Origin of the sequence: Epilithonimonas sp., assembly GCF_032054305.1 — a bacterium.
Classification (GTDB): domain Bacteria; phylum Bacteroidota; class Bacteroidia; order Flavobacteriales; family Weeksellaceae; genus Epilithonimonas.
The window spans coordinates 327,660-345,353 of the sequence record NZ_DAMBSX010000006.1 but is presented as its reverse complement, the minus strand read 5'-3'; the positions used below and the strand labels follow the sequence as shown (position 1 = coordinate 345,353).

Sequence of the window (17,694 nt, the reverse complement as noted above, 5' to 3'; positions counted from 1 at the left end):
CAAACATCCAGAAAACACTAAGCTTTTGCCGATTTCAGTTGGTTTATTCTTTTTTTGATGTAAAATAAACTTCCGGATGCAAATAAAAATACCAATAACATAAAAAAGTAAAATAATATCTGATTATTTTTCAATTCCAAGTTTTGTGATTCTATGTTTTTATCCAGCAAATCAGAGAAAGATTTTTTCTCTATTTCTTCGTTCTTTAGCAGATTATTTTCCAGTTTTTTATTGTAAAAAAAATACCGTTCTTCATTATTTTGAACAAGATAATTTTGACTGAGCGCATCATAGATTTCCGTCAGCATTTCGATATTTTGTGATTTCCCAATCTGTTTTTCGGTTTCCAAAAGTATCTGATTCGCTTTGATAAAATTCTTTTGACCTTCCAAAGATGCCGCTAAACCAATTCTCGCATAGGAATAGACTTCCGCGATTTTGTTCTTTTCTGATTCCCGGATGACATCAGAAAAAATCGTTTCCGCTTCTTTTGGCCTGCCAATTTCAATCAAACAATAGCCTTTTTGCATTTTGGTAATATTGATATTCAGAAGACTGCTTTTATCTTTGCTTTTATTATATTCATTGATAGCTTTATCAAAATATCGGATGGCAAACTCTGGGTCCAGATTATCTTTGTAAACCAACGCTTTAACGAAATAAATATTGGCAGTCACCTGTTGCAGAGAATTATCATTCAAATAATCGATGATTGTTTCAGCCCTGTTGAGATAATTGATTGCTTTCTTATTTAATTTCAGAATATAATACTGATTTCCAATAAAACCCAAAGAACTAATCATCATCAAAGAATCTTTAGATTTTTCAGAATTATTAAGCGCAGCCAAACCTAGACGCAAAGCGTCTGAAGAAAGGTGTTTGACAGAATAAGCGCTTCCTTTTGCCAGAAGAAATTTACTTTTCAATCGGTCGTTGTCTAATTTTGGTTCCAACTTTTTCAACGTAATCAGCGCAGAATCCGGGTTTGCAAAAGCCATTCTGTCCGCCGTCGATATCTCCTGTTCAAGCTGAACGTGGCTTTCGGATTGTCCAAAAACAAACAGAGAAGTCATCAAAAAGAAAATAAATAATAACTTTTTCATAATTATTTATTTTTCAGTTGATCGATAAACTGCGACGGACTCGTTCCTGTCACATTCTTGAAAATCGTGGTAAAAGTAGTTCTAGATGCGAAACCAGCTTCCTCGGCCAAATAACTCGTTTTATATTGCAGATATTCCGGATTATTTTCCAGTTTATCTACTATATATTTAACTCTCAAATCATTAAGATAATTATTGAAATTTTTCTGTTTATGCTTATTGATGATTTCTGACAGATATTTTGAGTTCGTATCTAAGCGTTTTGCCAACACCGCCAATGACAAATGCGCATTGGTAACTTCCTTAGATTTTTCGAAAACTTCCAATTTGGAAAGAATCAGATTTTCTGTTTTTTCCGGAATCACGAATACGTTACTTGCCTGAAAATCTTTCAGTTGGTCACTCAATTTTTGTTCATACTCATCAGAAATAATTCGCTTTTCTATTTCAGAATTGACCATTTTAATTCTATTTTTCAAAACCAAAAAGTAGATCAAATAGCCAATGACAGATAAAAATCCGATGACGAACAAGGCAAATAAAATTTTGTTTTGAAAATCTTTTTCTGACAGATTGATCTGTTTTTCCTTTTGGTCGATGAGATTGATGATGTTGACCCGTGCATTCTGCAAATCAGAAATGGAAAGCTTCAAGAGCTTGATATATTCTTTTCTTATGCGAAAACAATCTTCAGTATTTCCTCCGTTACAAACCTCCTGAGACCAATATTTGTACAGATTTTTATAGAAAAAATCGCCATATTGGGGATTTTGTTTTTTGAGGGCCAACAAATCTGATTCCTGAAAATCTTTAGTTTTAATTTTTGATTTCAGAAGATTAATATCAGATAAAAACTTGAAATAAGAATTGTCTTGAAAATCAATTTTGCTCGGCTTATTTTCTATTTCTAATTGAATCTGATGAAGTTGCATCGCAAAAGTTGGATACAATTCAGATTGTTGATTTTGTTTTTTTTGAATTAAAGCCAGAGCCTCTTTATATTTTTTCTCTGATACCAGAGTCCGAATCTCCAATTCGGTTTTCCACAGCTCAACAACTTTTTTCTCGTCATCTTTCAATGATTTTGATAAATTATCAAGCTCCGAAATAGGATGAGAAACAGAGTTTTGAAATCCCGTTATCTGATAAATTCTGGCAATGAGATATTCGTTTTTAGCTTTGAAAAAATCGTTGTTGACATTGAGAGAAAGCCTGTCTGCGGAAATCAATTTCACGACAGCATCATTATATCTTTCAAGGTTGATATAAATTTCTGCCTGTAAAAGACAAGAATTATATACATCATCCACACTTCCAAAACTTTGATTAGCAACAATATATTGTGCCGTTTTCAGTGCTTTTTCGGGGTCAGAATACATTAAAGCTTCTACATCTTTGGTCAGGTTTTGTGCATCAGTAATCTGCGAGTTAACATTGACTGCCAACATCAAAAAAACCACTAATGAAAAGACCTTTTTCAGCATATTCTGTTTAATCCCAAAACCAAACAATAAAGATAAAAAAATCTAAATTCAAATCAATTTTAAATTTAAAATAAGATAGAAATAGGACTAATTTTCTAATACTTTTCCGATAATTTTTTTTCTGTGTTCAATGCCCCATTCTGCAAGGTTTTCGATGATTTTTTTCAAAGTTCTTCCGTAATCTGTCAATTCGTATTCCACACTAATTGGTTGTGTGCTGAGAACTGTTCTTGTTACCAATTGATTGATTTCTAAATCCTTCAACTCACTACTCAGCATTTTTGCAGAAACACCGTCTATTTCTTTCTGTAAATCCGAAAAACGCATTTTATCATAACAAAGTGCAGCAATAATTTGGACTTTCCATCTGCCTTTCAAAATATCCATTGTATCCTGAACTGCAAGCAGATTGGTTTTACAACATTTTATTTTCATAATGAATCTAAATTTCGATTTTATAATATTAAATCTACATTAACATTATTTTATAACTAACTAATTATCAAATAAGTTACTTTTTAGTAACGGTAACTTTTTGTAAGTTGATTACAAAAATAAACTTTTCTTATTTAACTTTGACAATTCAAATTAAAAAACAATTCATTAATGAGTTTATTAGAAGACTTAAACTGGCGATATGCAACGAAAAAAATGAACGGCGAAATCGTTCCTCAAGATAAAGTGGATTACATTTTGGAAGCCGCAAGACTGGCACCATCTTCTTCTGGTTTACAGCCTTATAGATTATTCGTAATCTCGAACAGAGAATTATTGGAAAAAATAAGACCAATTGCTTTTGACCAAGCTCAGGTTACAGACGGCTCGCATCTTTTAGTTTGGGCAGCTTGGGACGGCTATTCTCACAACAGCATCTCAGAAGTTTTTGAAAAAACAACAATAGAAAGAGGAATCCCAATTAGTGCGATGGATGATTACAAAGCCAGACTTTGGGGAATGTACGAACCACTTGGCAACGAATGGCACGCAACACACGCAGCAAAACAGGCTTATATCTCTTTCGGATTAGCAATTGCCGCAGCTGCCGAACAAAAAGTGGATGCGACGCCAATGGAAGGATTTAACAATCAAGCTCTTGATGAATTGTTAGGATTCTCTGAAAAGGGCTTGAAAAGTGTCGTGATTTTACCATTAGGCTATAGAGACACAAGCGGAGATTGGTTGGTAAATCTGAAAAAATACAGAACTCCAAAAGACGAGTTCATCACAGAAATCAAATAGAAAAAGCGGAAATGAATTTCCGCTTTTTTCGTCTATTATCCTTTATCTAAAAGTCTATTATCTGAATTTAATATCCCAAAAGTTTCAAAACATCTTCCGGCTTCTGCTCTTCTCGGAACAATTCGTAAGTGATATTTCCGTCTTCATCCTTATCAATCAAAATATGTTTTGGCTGAGGCATCAAACAGTGATGAACACCACCGTAACCGCCAATGGTTTCCTGATATGCTCCTGTATGAAAAAATCCGATGTAAAGAGGTTTTGTCTCATTGAAAACAGGCAAATAAATTGCATTCGTATGTTGCTCAGAATTGTAATAATCATCTGAATCGCAAGTTAATCCACCAAGAAAAACCCTTTCGTAAGAGTCTTCCCAACGGTTCAAAGGCAACATAATAAAGTGACGCGAAATTGCCCAGGTATCCGGCAAAGTCGTCATAAAAGACGAGTCGATCATATTCCATTTTTCCCTGTCGTTCTGGCGTTTCTGAGAAATAATTTTATACAAATGTCCACCACTTTCTCCAACGGTAAAACTTCCGAATTCTGTGTAAATATTTGGCTCTTCCACTCCTTCCTCCTCACAGAATTTCTTGATTTGAGAAACGATTTCGTTCACCATATATTGGTAATCATAATCGAAATTCAATGAAGTTTTGATAGGAAACCCCCCTCCAATATTCAATGAATCAACTTCCGGTGCGATTTTTTTCAATCTTGCGTAAACACGAAGACATTTGTACAATTCGTTCCAATAATACGCCGTGTCTTTGATTCCGGTATTAATGAAAAAGTGAAGCATTTTCAACCTTGCATTTGGATGTTCAGCAATTTTCTGGCTGTAATATGGGATGATATCTTTGTATCCGATTCCTAATCTGGAGGTATAAAATTCGAATTTTGGTTCTTCCTCAGATGCAATCCTGATTCCGATGTCAAAAGTTCTGTCGATGCTTTCTGTCAGCTTATCAAGCTCTCTGTAATTATCAAGAATCGGTGTGATATTTTCGAAACCGCTGTTGATCAAATCCGAAATCTTTGCCAAATAATCATCGGTTTTGAAACCATTACAAATTACTTCAATATCTTTAGTCACTTTTCCTTTGTCGTAAAGCGATTTCACGATATCCATATCATAAGCCGAAGACGTTTCCAGACTGATATCATTTTTCAACGCCTCTTCCACAACGAAGGCAAAATGGCTGGATTTTGTACAATAGCAATATCTGTAATTTTTCTGATAATCGTTCTTTTCAAAAGCTTCTTTGAACCAGAATTTTGCCCTTTCTATATTCTGAGATATTTTTGGTAAATAATTGAACTTCAAAGGAGTTCCGAATTTTTCCACAACTTCCATAAGATTGATATCGTGGAACTTCAGATTATTCTCTTCTACATTGAATTCTTCTGTAGGAAAATAAAGCGTTTGGTCAATTAGTTCAGAATATTTTATTTTCATTTCTGGCTAAAAAAATTTAATTGTTTTTACGATGCAAAAATGATGAAATAAACTGAATTTCTGCGTTAATAATTCTATAAAAATTAATCAATTATTTCCCGACAAAAATCAGCAAATCACCTTCTTTATATTTGAGTGAAACTTCCTGATTTTCTGCCACGTTCCGTGTTCCAATTCTTTCTCCAAGAATCAGGTCCTCTTTGTACAAAGGCCATTTCAGACCTTTGGTTTCGATATTTTTAGCAATGGGAAAAGGCATCAGGGAAATCATTTTTCCTCTGACATCAGAAATTGTGAATTTCTTTGGAATAAAGTAATATGACGAATATTCATCAAAAAACCGAAGATTCGTTTTATCTTTAAAAGCGAAAGCCACACTCAGATTTCCTAAAAAATGGTCTTGTTCTCCTCCGCTAGCACCATAAACATCGATATTTTCAAAACCTTTTTCAATGATTATTTCCAAAGCTTTATGAAAATCCGTTTTGTTCTGGTCAGGCGTTTCTATGATTTCGAAGTCATAATTCTGACTTTGTTGAATAATCTCTTCCTCAATTTTGTGAGAATCAAAATCGCCGGAAATAAAATTCAATTTATCCAAAGGAAACTTCAATTTTTTCAAATAATGAAATGCGCCGTCTGTACAAGCGATTAAATCATAACCTGACAAATCGGGAATTGATTTTGGAGCTTCTCCGTTGATGAAAAGTAGAGCCTTCTTCATTTAATCAATCTAATTTCTAAAATCTTAATTCTAACTTCTATCATTAGGATTCCAATATTCTTCCAGCTCAGCATGAAGCTTCGAAACATACCTAGCCAAAACAAAAAGATAATCCGACAAACGGTTCAGATATTTGATAAGTTCTGCCCGCACTTCTTCGGATTGATTGAGAAAAACCAAACTTCTTTCCGCACGTCTGCAAACCGTTCTTGCCACGTGAAGAAAAGTCGCCGCTTTTCCACCTCCAGGTAAAATAAAATATTGCAAAGGTTCCACTTTGTTTTCCATCTCGTCCATCCAAACTTCCAATTCTTCAATCTCTTTATCTGAAATTACCAATGGCAATCGTGCTTTTCCATTAGCCAAAAACAATTTATCAATCGGCGTCGAAGCTTCGGAACCAACTGTAAACAAATCAAACTGAATTTTTTTGAGTTGATCGATAACCGCTTCATCATCAATATGCGATTTTGCGACGCCAATCGAAGCATTCAGTTCATCGATGTTGCCGTAAGATTCTACTCGTGCGCTGGCTTTGGAGATTCTGCTTCCGCCGTAAAGTCCGGTTTCACCTTTGTCACCGGTTTTTGTATATATTTTCATTGTTGTTTTTTACGAAAGTTTAAAATTAAGGTTTTTATTTTTTAAACACTTAAGTCACTTTAGAAAGATATCAATATTGAAAACAAAGTTCACTTAGTCAATCAAATTAAAGTGTTCTTACGTGACTTTTGTGCTTAATTAAAAATAAAACTTAAGTGTTAATTTCTATGCATTTTAAACCTGTTGTACATTTAGGAATATTATATAATTTATTGATTTTAAACATTATACAAAAGTCTTCGACTCCGCTCAGACTGACATCTCTAATACTAAACGTTGAATTGTAGCACTGTCACGCTGAGCGGAGTCGAAGCGTTAAATCTAAAGCATTGATTATTAATTACAAAATTCATTTTTTATAAATGCACAACAGGTATTTTAAATTTATCCTTAACTTTCTAAGATGAAAAAACCTTTTCAGAAAACCACCAATCTTATTCACATTTTCAATCAACTAAAAAGTTTCATAAAACCATACAAATGGATGGTTGTTGGAACTTTAGCTTTGACTTTTATCGGCGCTTTATTCGCTCAGGTCAATCCGTTAGTTTTGAAATACACAGTAGATGAAGTAACGAAACTGACACAGCTTCCTCATCCGATGTCGGAAGGAATCCACGTTTTGATTTTGATTTCAATTATACTTTTAGGAAAAGAACTGGCGAATATCTTCATTCAGTTTGGACAGAAATTTTATGGTGAAAAAATCCGAATCAATGTCAGTTCCGAGTTGGCACAAGCGGCGATTGATAAAATCTTGACTTACCGAATTGCTTATTACAACGACGACCGCCACGAATCCGGAAAACTCCAAATCCGCATCGACAGAGGTATTGAAAGTTTAACCAAATTGGTTCAGAATTTTTTCATCGATATTTTACCCTTATTTTCAACAGCGATTATTGCTTTGATTGTAATGTATATGCAGAATATTTATGTCGGTTTGGTTTCGACTTTTGTGATTCCGATTTACTTTTATGTGACGTCTAGACAAGCCAAAAAACTAGGAAACGTCAGACGAACTTTACGAAATCAGAGGGAACAAAAAACGTCGGGACTTCTGAATCTCATCAATTCCATAATGGTCATCAAGAGTTTTGTGCGGGAAAAATTCGAAGGCAGAAAACAATACAATCTCCAGATGCACTTGATGGAAAGCCAGTTGTACACGCGCCGAACGAGTTTTATTTTCGACGGTTTGAAAACTTTTATTGAGCAATTTGGTGTCGTTTTGATTATTCTTTTGACGGTTTATCTGGTTCTCGACCAGCAAATGACGATTGGTGCGATTATGCTTCACATTATGTTGTTTAACAACGTTTCTGCACCGATTCGCCAGCTTCACAGGATCTATGATGATATGAATGACGCCTTTATCTACGCCGAAGGGTATTTCGAAATCCTGAATGACGACGATGAAACCGAACCGAATGGAACAATCGACAATATACCAATTCAAGGTAATTTCGAAATCAAAAACGTCGATTTTACTTATCCGAATGGAATGAAAGCTTTGAAAAATGTTTCTCTCAAAATCGAAAATGGAAAAACGACAGCTTTGGTTGGATTGAGTGGCGCCGGAAAATCGACGATTATTAATTTGCTTTGTAAATTCTATGAGCCAGATTCGGGAGAAATTCTTTTGGATGGCAATAATCTGAATGATTTTGATAATGATTATCTGCGAGATGACCTTGGTTTGGTGCTTCAGAAAAATCATATTTTCAAGGGAAGTATTGAGGATAATATCCGCTACGGAAATCTTGAGGCAACTTTAGACCAAATCAAAGAATCGGCAACGAAAGCTTATCTTCACGAGCAGATTATGGATTTGCCGGATGGTTACAACCACGACGCCACGCAACTTTCCGGCGGTCAGCAACAGCGGATTGCGATTGCAAGATTATTCCTGAAAAATCCACCGATTATTTTCCTTGATGAACCAACAGCAAGTTTGGATGCGATTGCCACGGAACAAATTAAAAACTCTTTGGATGCGATTAAGAAAAATAGAACAGTGATTATTATTTCGCATTCGTTGTCGCAGATTTTGGATTCGGATATGATTTATGTGATGAAAAAAGGCGAAGTGGTAGAAAACGGAACGCATGAAGAATTATACGAAAAAGAAGGAACTTACAGAGAGATTTTCGATGCTTCCGCTAGAAGTTTGAATCTTGAAAGATTGGTGAAAACTTATAAGGATGAATGATATTTTTTATAATAAACACTTCGACTTCGCTCAGTGTTACATCTCTAATACTAATTATTAACATTGTCAGTCTGAGCGGAGTCGAAGACTTTTCATACTTCAATTAAAAAATGAACGAAGACCATTATATCAAAAAAATCGACCGGGTCACATCGATTCTGACGCAACTTCAAACTAAATCCATTGTTCGTGCGCAGGATTTGGCGAAGAAATTTGATGTCAGTATCAGGACGATTTATCGGGATATCAAGACTTTGGAAAATGCAGGAATTCCGGTTTTTGGGGAAGCTGGTTCCGGCTATTCTTTGGTGGATGGCTACAAACTTCCGCCCGTGATGTTTACGAAAGAAGAAGTTTTGAGCTTCATCACCGCAGAAAAACTGATGCAGAAATTCTCGCACGAGAGTCTCGATTCGCATTACAATTCCGCAATGGAAAAAGTGAAAGCGGTGATTCGAAATTCGGAGAAGAATATGGTTCAGAATATTGAGAATCAAATTGATATTTACACACATCGACCAGAAAAACCGGACGCTGTAAAAAATATTATTCCAACAATTCTGGAAAGTATTGCCGAAAAAAATCAGTTGAAAATCAGTTATCAAAATGTAAGAGATGAAGCCAGCGAAAGAGTTATAGAAGCGGTTGGAATTTTCTACGAAATCAATTATTGGTATATGATGGCATTTTGTACGATGCGAAAGGATTTCCGACAATTCAGAATTGACAGGATTTTGAAAATCGAAAAGACGCAGAATCAATTTTTGCAAAATTATGGGAATATCAATGATTACAGGAAAAAATCAGAAAACAAAAAAGTACAGATCAAACTTTTGGTTGAAAAGAAAATAATGCCTCATATTGTGAATTCCAAAATATACTACGGCCTGATTGCCGAAGAAGAGACCGAAAACGGAATGCTGCTGACCTTTGAAACAGAATGGATTGATGAAGGCTTCCCACGCTGGTTGATTACGTTTTTAGATTATGCTCAAATAATTGAACCTGAAAATCTGAAAGATATTATGAATAATTTGATTGCCAATATCTCTAAGAATCTAAAATAAAATAATATCAAAAAAAACCGCTTCAAACGAAACGGTTTTTGTCTTTTCTCTTTGTTACTGATTCTTGTATCTTCCCTACCTTTCTCTTTCCCAGAAAAAAGGTGGCTCGATTCCCAAAGCTCTCAGATAAACGTAACCTTGACCTCTGTGATGAATCTCGTTGTCCACAAAATAAAGAATGTTCTGATAAATTGGAAATTCATATTGTCCGAAAAGATTGAACATTTCCTGAAAACGCTCTTCTGAAATTTGAGAAAAGTACTCATTGATTGTTTCTGTTTCTTCATCCCATTTTTCCAAGATTTCTGCTTTGGTTGTTGGGTTGAAAGATTCATCAAATTTGCTAATAGTTCCCGTGACAATCGATTTCAAAGCTGGTCCGCCAATCGCCAATAATTCTAAAGTCAATTTTGCGAATGGTCTCATTCCACCAATAGAGAACTCGAATAAATCTTTCTCTGAAAAAGCTTCAATCACTCTTCTGGTCAGATTTCTGTGGCCTTGCCAATGGATTAAAAGTTGTTGTGAGTCCAGGACTTTTGCGTTTGCATTCATAATAGTTTGTTTTATTTGATACAAATTTATGACGCAGTTGTGACAATAGTTTGTCAGTAGGTTTTTTGAATGCTAAATTAATTTTTGCTTAATAAAAAAGGCTCAACCTTTCTACTTAATTCCAAATTTTGCAAAATCTACGTTAGCCCTGGTAACTTTTAATTTTTAGGTTTTTAATAAATTCTTTCTCAAATTTATTTTTTTTTATCTCAGTAAGAATTAAAGGTAATAAAATAAAAATTTCGGCGCATAAGATTGCCAGTCCGATTTTGGTGAAGTTTAAAGTTTTGAATTCAATTCTTTTTAAGTTTGCTAAGAAAAATATCATTCCGACAAGATTAATAATAATTGGAAAAATTCTAATCCAGTAATATCCAAATTTCATTGGAACGATTTGATAATTTACTTTAGTTAATTTTCCATATTTTTTATATGTTCCTGATATTAAATAAGGAACAAGATTTAGATTAGCATTTTTCGTTATTTTAAACTCTGAGTCATAAATATTTCCATAAAAAGGTTTTGATGAAAAATTCATACTCAGAATTGCAAAAGGATTTCCTTTTACTAAAGGATAACCTTTTTTTGTAAATTCATTTAATTTTTCTTTAAACTCAGTGATTTCGAATTCCGAAGTCATTTTCACAACTAACTTATGAATTTACCTAAAACTTTTCAAATCTAAAATTCTCCCCAAGATAAGCCTTCCTAACGTCTGGATCATTCGCCAAATCCTCCGGCAAACCTTCTTTCAAGATTTTCCCTTCGAACATAATATAGGTTTTGTTGGTAATCGCCAAAGTCTGCTGAACGTTGTGGTCGGTAATCAAAATTCCGATATTTTTCTCCACCAAAGACCTCACGATTTTCTGAATATCTTCCACCGCAATCGGGTCAACACCCGCAAAAGGCTCATCCAAAAGAATAAAATTAGGACTTGTAGCCAGACAACGCGCAATTTCCGTTCTACGCCTTTCACCTCCGGAAAGCAAATCGCCACGGTTTTTACGAACGTGTTCCAGATGGAATTCCTCAATCAGCGCATCACATTTCATCTGCTGTTCTTTTTTGGAAAGCTTCGTCAATTGCAAAACACCCAAAATATTATCTTCCACAGACAGTTTCCTGAAAACCGAAGCTTCCTGCGCCAAATAACCAATCCCGTTCTGTGCACGTTTGTACATCGCATCCTTCGTTATGTTTTGGTTATCCAGGAAAACGTTGCCCAAAGTCGGCTTCACCAATCCAACAATCATATAAAAAGACGTTGTTTTTCCCGCTCCATTTGGTCCCAAAAGTCCGACAATTTCGCCTTGCTGAACCTCCAGTGATACGCCTTTTACCACCTTTTTCGGTCCGTATTCCTTGATTAAATTTTCTCCTCGTAAAATCATAAAACAAAGATATACAAATTTTCATCTTATCATTACATCAAATTTGGGCGTGCCCCTCGCCAAGACCAAGACCAACGCTCGGGTTGGGCTTTCCGTTCCAAGTCCTCACTCATGCCTCACTCCGGGCTTTCCACTACAATCCTTCACGCGCTTCGCCTCTATCAAGGTTTCCACATTTTACAACATACATTTTACATTGTACATTTTACATTGTACATTTGCAAAAATCTTAAAATGCTCATAGAAAGCCTTCAAAACGAAAAAATCAAGAAACTAACCAGACTTTTGACCAAGAATCAGGATAGAAGAAAAGCCGGCGTTTTCATCGTAGAAGGTCAGCAGGAAAACGAACGCGCAATCCACTTCGGCAATCAACCCGAAGAATTTTTCATTTGTGAATCTATTTTCAAAGGAAAATTACCCGATTCAAAAATCCATTACGTTTCGGAAAAGCTTTATGAAAAAATTGCTTATCGTGGAACAACCGAAGGAATTATCGGCATTTATAAATTGGAAGAAAGATCGTTAGAAGATTTTAGTCCAAAAAAAGATTCAGCGGTTATTATCTTAGAAAGTGTTGAAAAACCGGGAAATCTTGGCGCAATCCTTAGAAGTTGTGAGGCCTTCGGCATCAACGCTTTGATTGTGACCGACCCAAGAACAGACTTTTACAATCCAAATGTCATTCGTTCCAGTGTGGGATGTCTGTTCGGAATGAATATCTTTCAAGCTTCCAACGAACAAACTTTAGAATTTTTAAAAACTTACGAGTATAAAATCTTTACCACCTTTATGAGTGAAGATGCAAAATATATTCACACCAAAAATCTAAAAGAAAAGTCGGCTGTTTTATTCGGAACAGAACATTCTGGCTTAAGTGACTTTTGGGAAAAAAAAGGCGAAAATATTTTGATTCCCATGTCCGGAAGTATAGATTCTCTAAACTTAAGTAATGCAGCTGCTATTACTTGTTATGAAATCCTAAGACAGAAATTAGAAAAATAAAAAAACCACTTCGATTTGAAGTGGTTTTAAATTCTTAACTAAGTTAAGATTATTTTTTAGCAGCAGCAGAATCAACTTTAACAGCAGCAGAGTCAACTTTAGCAGCAGCAGAATCAACTTTAGCAGCAGCAGAGTCGATAGTTGCAACAGCAGAATCAACTACAGCAGAATCAGCAGCAGCAGTATCAACAGTTTCAGTTTTTTTACAAGCTACAAGAGCAACAGCAGCAATAGCAGCTACGAATAATGACTTTTTCATAATAATAAAAATTTAAATTGTTAGTTAATAGATTGTCCATTATTTGAACAGGGCAAAATTATATCGATAAAATATTTTTGTTTTGAAAATTAATTGTAATATATTTGTAAAACATGATTTACAAATCAGTATAACTGAAAATCAATAAATTAAGAACAATTACAATTTTGAGCGATATAGAATTTTCACACTTCCAGTCATTAAAAACTGCTGTTCAGGAGAAATATCTTGAGACACATTCGCCCTCTTATGATGACATTTCCAAATGGAAGGGGATTGATATTATTTATTTTCAGGAAGATTTAAGACAAAAGGCCAAAGGAAACATAAGTGAAAAAACATTTTACACTTATTTCAAAAATAATTCGCAGGAAAAAATTCCGAGAATTGATATGTTGAATATTTTATCGGTCTATTCGGGATATAATTCGTGGTCTGAGTTTAAAAAGAAAAATCCTTTAACAATTGTTGAACAACCTACAGCAACAGATGTTAAGGTTACGAATGAAACAGAAATACAGCCTGAAACAACAAAAAATCCACCAGTTCCAAAACCGCTCGTTTCTATAGACAATCAAGCTTTTGATGAAATAAATCAGAATATTAATTTTGAAAAAGGGAATCAAAATTTCCTTAAAAGGTATCTATGGTTAGGGATTTCGGCATTTTTATTTGTAGTTGTCCTCATTTTAGTTTTCTATGATAATCTTTTTTATAAAAAGTACACCTATGCTTTTACTGATGCAGACAGGAACTCATCTATAAAAGGAGAATTAGACGTAAAAATTATCCGAGAAAATGAATCTCCAATTCTTTTCAAAGTAAAACCAAATTCGAAATTTGTCTACGAAACAAAAAGTAAAAATTTGAAAATGGTCATTTCTTCACCTTTTTATAGGACAGATACAGTGACAAGAGATTTGACATCAGCACCATTATCAGAAGATATTGAGTTGAAACCTAATGATTATGCCATTCAGCTTTATTATTATTCGAAATCTATTATAGATTTTAAGAAAAAAACGAGTGAATTAAACAAACTTATCAGTGATAATGCCCTGATCTATCAAGTTGTTGATAGTGACATATATGGCATTGAGACAATGGACAAACAAAAATACATCTCACTAGTTACGCTTCCTACAACGTCATTAGAAAATCTGGAAGTGATAGATTCTCAGATGAAAAACGGAAAAATAGTAATGATCAAATTTAAAATTACTGACGATGAAAAATCAAAATAGATCATATCAATTTATAATAATCCCTGCATTAATAATATTTGGAATTATATCTTGCAATAAAAAATATGATGGTGAAGAGAACTCTTTGGAAACGATCAGAAACGCCAACAACAATTCAACATATTCAAAAACAAAACTTGATAGTTTGCAGGCAACTAATGTTATAACTTCTCAAAAAGTCCAGGACATACTTGACTTGTCAACACTTTACACCTCAGGAAATAAAGATACCGAAATAGATTCTGTAATCTATACTCAGATGCAGTCTCATTTTCTCTCAAAAGACTCCAGCAATTTGAAACCATTGTTGAGGGAAATGGATAGTCTGAAGGTGAGATACGCAAAGGTAAGTAATCTAACGACATCCAAAGCTGTAAAAAAACAGGACACATTAGACTTTGCAACTTTTGATGTCGAATATTATGACAACAAGAGAACTTACATCACAACAGTCAGCAGAAAGGCTCAATATCTACTAAAAGCTTCTCCTGTACAATTTAAAAAGGAATTCAAATTTTACTTTGTCAATTTCTATAAAAAGGATTCCGACACTCTCAAAAAATAAATAAAGCCGCTATCACTAGCGGCATTATCATTTTTTCTTAGCTTGAAGCTTCAATTATTTTTTAATTTCTTCTTTAGCAGCTTTCTCATCAGCTTTTACTTCAGCTTTAGCAGAATCAGCAGTAGCTTTTACAGAATCAACTGTAGCACTTGCAGTAGAATCGATAGCTGCAACAGCAGAATCAGCAGTAGCTTCTACAGAATCAGTAGCAGCACCTTCAACAGTTTCAGTTTTTTTACAAGCTACAAGAGCGATAGCAGCGATAGCAGCTACAAATAATGACTTTTTCATTTTCTAAAAATTTAAATTATTATTAATATTATTGTTTGTGAATTATCGTGTTATAATTACAAGACAAAGGTAGAGTGGTCTGACAAAAATCATTAATAAATAACTTGTAATAGCTTTGTAAAAGCAATTTACAATTAAGTACAATTGATTTTCAATTATTTATCGTTAAAATTAATAAATCCAAAAGGTGCAATTAATCCATCCAAAGCTACATCTTTCTCAAATACATCACTAATATCTTCATTTGGAGAAAAGAAATTTAGACCAATTTTATTATGAATCTTTAAATCATCCGAAAAGAATGAATCATAAAACCCTTTTCCGTAACCAATTCTATTTCCAAATCTGTCACAATACAATAATGGCGTTAAAACAAAGTCCAAATCAACGTCTAAATTAATATTTGAAACAGGCTCATTGATTCCCAAATTATTAACTTCAAATTTTGAATCTGTGAAAATCTCCACAGAAATCATTTTTCCGCTTTGAATTTTTGGAACAAAAACTCTTATTTTATTGTCAAAAAAATAATCTATAAATATCTGAGTATTTATCTCGTGAAATTTTTTAATAGGCAAAAAAATATTAACTTTTTGATTTTCATTAATATTAAATTGTAAAATAAATTGTTCAAAGATTTTTTCAGACAAAAAATCAACCTCATCTTGTGATAAAGCCATTCTTTTTGCTTTATAAATCGTTCTAAGTTCTTTTTTTGTGAGACTAAGATTCATCGTAAAATGCTTTAATCTTGCAAAATTTTATACAATTTATCCGACAATCTAACTCTGAACGGAAGTTCAAAAGTAATCTGGTCCCCAACTTTCGCAGTATTGCTGAATTCACCATCAACAAAAATCTTAGTAATGATTATTTCCTGTTCTCCTGTTGTTGGTCCGGAAATCAAAACTTTGTCGCCTACAGAGAGCTCATTGTTTTCAATTAAAAACTGTGCAATCTTAGATTTTGTGAAATAATGTTCTGCTTTTCCAACCAAAGTCTTTTTAATTTTTATTTTTTGGCGAATGTCTTTCGTTTCCGCTTTTGTAGCTTTCGCTAAAGCCTGTGTAGACAAATCTCCCGAATTTTTAAACTTCAAAGCTTCGGATTTTCCTTTTCTGAAAACTTTATTTCCTACCTGAAGACCTTTTCTTCTAGCAACCTGCTCTTCCTGCGGTAAATGGATTATCTCGTGACATTCTGTTGAGCAAGTATTTTCCATAATTGCTTTACATTCATCGCATTGGATGAATAACAGATGACAAGCATCATTGGCGCAGTTGGTATGATTGTCACACGGCTTTCCGCATTGGTGACATTGAGAAATAATATCATCTGTAATTCTCTCCCCTAATCTATGGTCAAATACGAAATTCTTCCCGATAAACTTGCTTTCAACGCCTTCTTCTTTAATTTGACGGGCATATTCTATGATTCCGCCTTCCAGTTGGTACACATTTTTGAAACCTTGATGTTTGAAATAAGCACTTGCTTTTTCACAACGGATTCCGCCGGTGCAATACATCAAAAGGTTTTTATCTTCTTTATAGTCCTGCAATTGCTCATTGATAATCGGCAAACTTTCGCGGAAATTCTCTACGTCCGGTGTGATTGCTCCTTCAAAATGACCAACTTCACTTTCGTAATGATTTCTAAAATCCACCACAATCGTATTCGGGTCTTCCAACATATTATTGAATTCCTGCGCTTTCAAGTGTATTCCTTTATTGGTCACATCAAACGTTTCGTCATTCAGACCATCGGCGACGATTTTGTTTCTGACTTTGATGGTTAACTTTAGAAATGAGTGATTGTCCTGCTCTATAGCCACATTCAGACGGATGCCTTTCATAAAATCATAAACTTCCAGCGTGTCACGAAAAGCCTCGAAGTTATCGGCGGGAACACTCATTTGAGCATTGATGCCTTCCGTGGCCACATAAATACGGCCGAGCGCATCCATGGCGTTCCAGGCTATAAAAAGGTCGTCGCGAAATTTTTTTGGGTTTTCAATTTTGGCGTACGCATAGAAAGACAATGTCAGCCGCTCTTTTCCGGCCTCATCGATAAGTCGAGCTCTTTCTTCTGCGCTTAAGGTGTTGTACAGTTGCATGCTATAAACGTTTTTAAGTGAGAAAAATAATGGCGCAAAGATAGGGAATTTTGGTTGATTGTTGTTGGTTGATAGTTGTCAGGAATTTAGTAGGCCATCAAATGATTTAATTAGACAATCAGAGGAGTTAAGTAGACTGTCAGAAGACTTTTGTAGACATTCAGAAGAGTTAACTAGGCAATCAATGTAAATAAATAGACTGTTATAGGAGTTAAGTAGATTGTTACAGGAGTAAAGTTGAGTGTCACAGGACTTATGTAGACTGTTACAAGAGTAAAGTTGAGTGTTACAGATAAAATTAACATTAAATCTACTCTGCTGAAAACAATTAATCTTTATTATATTTACGTCATTAAAATCTTAAAAATGAAACCGCA

Annotated in this window: 19 protein-coding genes; 6 read left to right on the top strand and 13 right to left on the bottom strand. The window is 34.3% G+C overall.

Annotation, left to right across the window (positions count from 1 at the left end; genetic code table 11):
- Positions 1-17 precede the first annotated feature (17 nt).
- The 3 genes from RTX21_RS15075 to RTX21_RS15065 form a co-directional block, all read right to left on the bottom strand.
- Positions 18-1,103: a hypothetical protein gene (locus tag RTX21_RS15075; RefSeq protein WP_312768861.1), complete on the bottom strand. Its 1,086-nt coding sequence runs from the start codon at positions 1,101-1,103 to the stop codon at positions 18-20.
- 2 nt (positions 1,104-1,105) lie between these two features.
- The gene (locus RTX21_RS15070) at positions 1,106-2,587 is read right to left on the bottom strand and encodes an AraC family transcriptional regulator (RefSeq protein WP_312768860.1); all 1,482 of its coding nucleotides are present in this window, start codon (positions 2,585-2,587) and stop codon (positions 1,106-1,108) included.
- A gap of 87 nt (positions 2,588-2,674) precedes the next feature.
- Positions 2,675-3,022 carry a helix-turn-helix domain-containing protein gene (locus RTX21_RS15065; protein ID WP_312768859.1) on the bottom strand — a complete coding sequence of 116 codons (348 nt, stop codon included), beginning with the start codon at positions 3,020-3,022 and terminating at the stop codon, positions 2,675-2,677.
- Positions 3,023-3,193: 171 nt separating this feature from the next.
- Between RTX21_RS15065 and RTX21_RS15060 the strand changes: the two genes are divergently transcribed.
- The gene (locus RTX21_RS15060) at positions 3,194-3,826 is read left to right on the top strand and encodes a nitroreductase family protein (protein WP_312768857.1); all 633 of its coding nucleotides are present in this window, start codon (positions 3,194-3,196) and stop codon (positions 3,824-3,826) included.
- 67 nt (positions 3,827-3,893) lie between these two features.
- Here RTX21_RS15060 and RTX21_RS15055 read toward each other — a convergent pair whose 3' ends face one another.
- From RTX21_RS15055 to RTX21_RS15045, 3 genes are all read right to left on the bottom strand, one after another.
- Complete coding sequence (locus RTX21_RS15055) at positions 3,894-5,285, bottom strand: arginine decarboxylase (RefSeq protein ID WP_312768855.1); 1,392 nt, start codon at positions 5,283-5,285, stop codon at positions 3,894-3,896.
- A 91-nt stretch (positions 5,286-5,376) separates the two neighbouring features.
- On the bottom strand, positions 5,377-6,009 hold the full coding sequence (locus RTX21_RS15050) for a thiamine diphosphokinase (RefSeq protein WP_312768853.1): 633 nt from the start codon (positions 6,007-6,009) through the stop codon (positions 5,377-5,379).
- A 30-nt stretch (positions 6,010-6,039) separates the two neighbouring features.
- Positions 6,040-6,612 carry a cob(I)yrinic acid a,c-diamide adenosyltransferase gene (locus RTX21_RS15045; protein WP_312768852.1) on the bottom strand — a complete coding sequence of 191 codons (573 nt, stop codon included), beginning with the start codon at positions 6,610-6,612 and terminating at the stop codon, positions 6,040-6,042.
- 484 nt (positions 6,613-7,096) lie between these two features.
- Here RTX21_RS15045 and RTX21_RS15040 point away from each other — a divergent pair, with 484 nt between their 5' ends.
- On the top strand, positions 7,097-8,824 hold the full coding sequence (locus RTX21_RS15040) for an ABC transporter ATP-binding protein (protein ID WP_312768979.1): 1,728 nt from the start codon (positions 7,097-7,099) through the stop codon (positions 8,822-8,824).
- Between the two features lie 110 nt (positions 8,825-8,934).
- Positions 8,935-9,891, top strand: coding sequence for a YafY family protein (locus tag RTX21_RS15035; protein WP_312768850.1), 957 nt, complete (start codon positions 8,935-8,937; stop codon positions 9,889-9,891).
- A 75-nt stretch (positions 9,892-9,966) separates the two neighbouring features.
- Here RTX21_RS15035 and RTX21_RS15030 read toward each other — a convergent pair whose 3' ends face one another.
- The 3 genes from RTX21_RS15030 to lptB form a co-directional block, all read right to left on the bottom strand.
- Positions 9,967-10,446 carry a DinB family protein gene (locus tag RTX21_RS15030; protein WP_312768848.1) on the bottom strand — a complete coding sequence of 160 codons (480 nt, stop codon included), beginning with the start codon at positions 10,444-10,446 and terminating at the stop codon, positions 9,967-9,969.
- A gap of 142 nt (positions 10,447-10,588) precedes the next feature.
- Positions 10,589-11,086, bottom strand: coding sequence for a hypothetical protein (locus RTX21_RS15025; RefSeq protein WP_312768846.1), 498 nt, complete (start codon positions 11,084-11,086; stop codon positions 10,589-10,591).
- Between the two features lie 25 nt (positions 11,087-11,111).
- A complete protein-coding gene (gene lptB / locus RTX21_RS15020; protein WP_312768845.1) occupies positions 11,112-11,840 on the bottom strand; it encodes an LPS export ABC transporter ATP-binding protein in 729 nt (242 codons plus the stop codon).
- A 234-nt stretch (positions 11,841-12,074) separates the two neighbouring features.
- Between lptB and RTX21_RS15015 the strand changes: the two genes are divergently transcribed.
- A complete protein-coding gene (locus RTX21_RS15015; protein ID WP_312768843.1) occupies positions 12,075-12,845 on the top strand; it encodes a TrmH family RNA methyltransferase in 771 nt (256 codons plus the stop codon).
- A gap of 49 nt (positions 12,846-12,894) precedes the next feature.
- On the opposite strand, the gene RTX21_RS15010 is transcribed toward RTX21_RS15015, so the two are convergent.
- Complete coding sequence (locus RTX21_RS15010; RefSeq protein ID WP_312768842.1) at positions 12,895-13,104, bottom strand: hypothetical protein; 210 nt, start codon at positions 13,102-13,104, stop codon at positions 12,895-12,897.
- A 167-nt stretch (positions 13,105-13,271) separates the two neighbouring features.
- Between RTX21_RS15010 and RTX21_RS15005 the strand changes: the two genes are divergently transcribed.
- Together RTX21_RS15005 and RTX21_RS15000 are read left to right on the top strand one after the other, a co-directional pair.
- A complete protein-coding gene (locus RTX21_RS15005) occupies positions 13,272-14,348 on the top strand; it encodes a hypothetical protein (protein WP_312768841.1) in 1,077 nt (358 codons plus the stop codon).
- A complete protein-coding gene (locus RTX21_RS15000; protein ID WP_312768839.1) occupies positions 14,332-14,913 on the top strand; it encodes a hypothetical protein in 582 nt (193 codons plus the stop codon). Before RTX21_RS15005 ends, RTX21_RS15000 begins: the two co-directional genes overlap by 17 nt.
- Positions 14,914-14,967: 54 nt before the next feature.
- On the opposite strand, the gene RTX21_RS14995 is transcribed toward RTX21_RS15000, so the two are convergent.
- The 3 genes from RTX21_RS14995 to RTX21_RS14985 all read right to left on the bottom strand — a co-directional run bounded on the left by RTX21_RS14995 (position 14,968) and on the right by RTX21_RS14985 (position 17,317).
- Entirely contained in the window at positions 14,968-15,204 is a 237-nt protein-coding gene (locus RTX21_RS14995) for a hypothetical protein (protein ID WP_312768837.1), read from the bottom strand.
- A gap of 155 nt (positions 15,205-15,359) precedes the next feature.
- Entirely contained in the window at positions 15,360-15,938 is a 579-nt protein-coding gene (locus RTX21_RS14990) for a 5-formyltetrahydrofolate cyclo-ligase (protein ID WP_312768836.1), read from the bottom strand.
- Between the two features lie 11 nt (positions 15,939-15,949).
- On the bottom strand, positions 15,950-17,317 hold the full coding sequence (locus RTX21_RS14985) for a rhodanese-related sulfurtransferase (protein ID WP_312768834.1): 1,368 nt from the start codon (positions 17,315-17,317) through the stop codon (positions 15,950-15,952).
- Between the last annotated feature and the right edge of the window lie 377 nt (positions 17,318-17,694).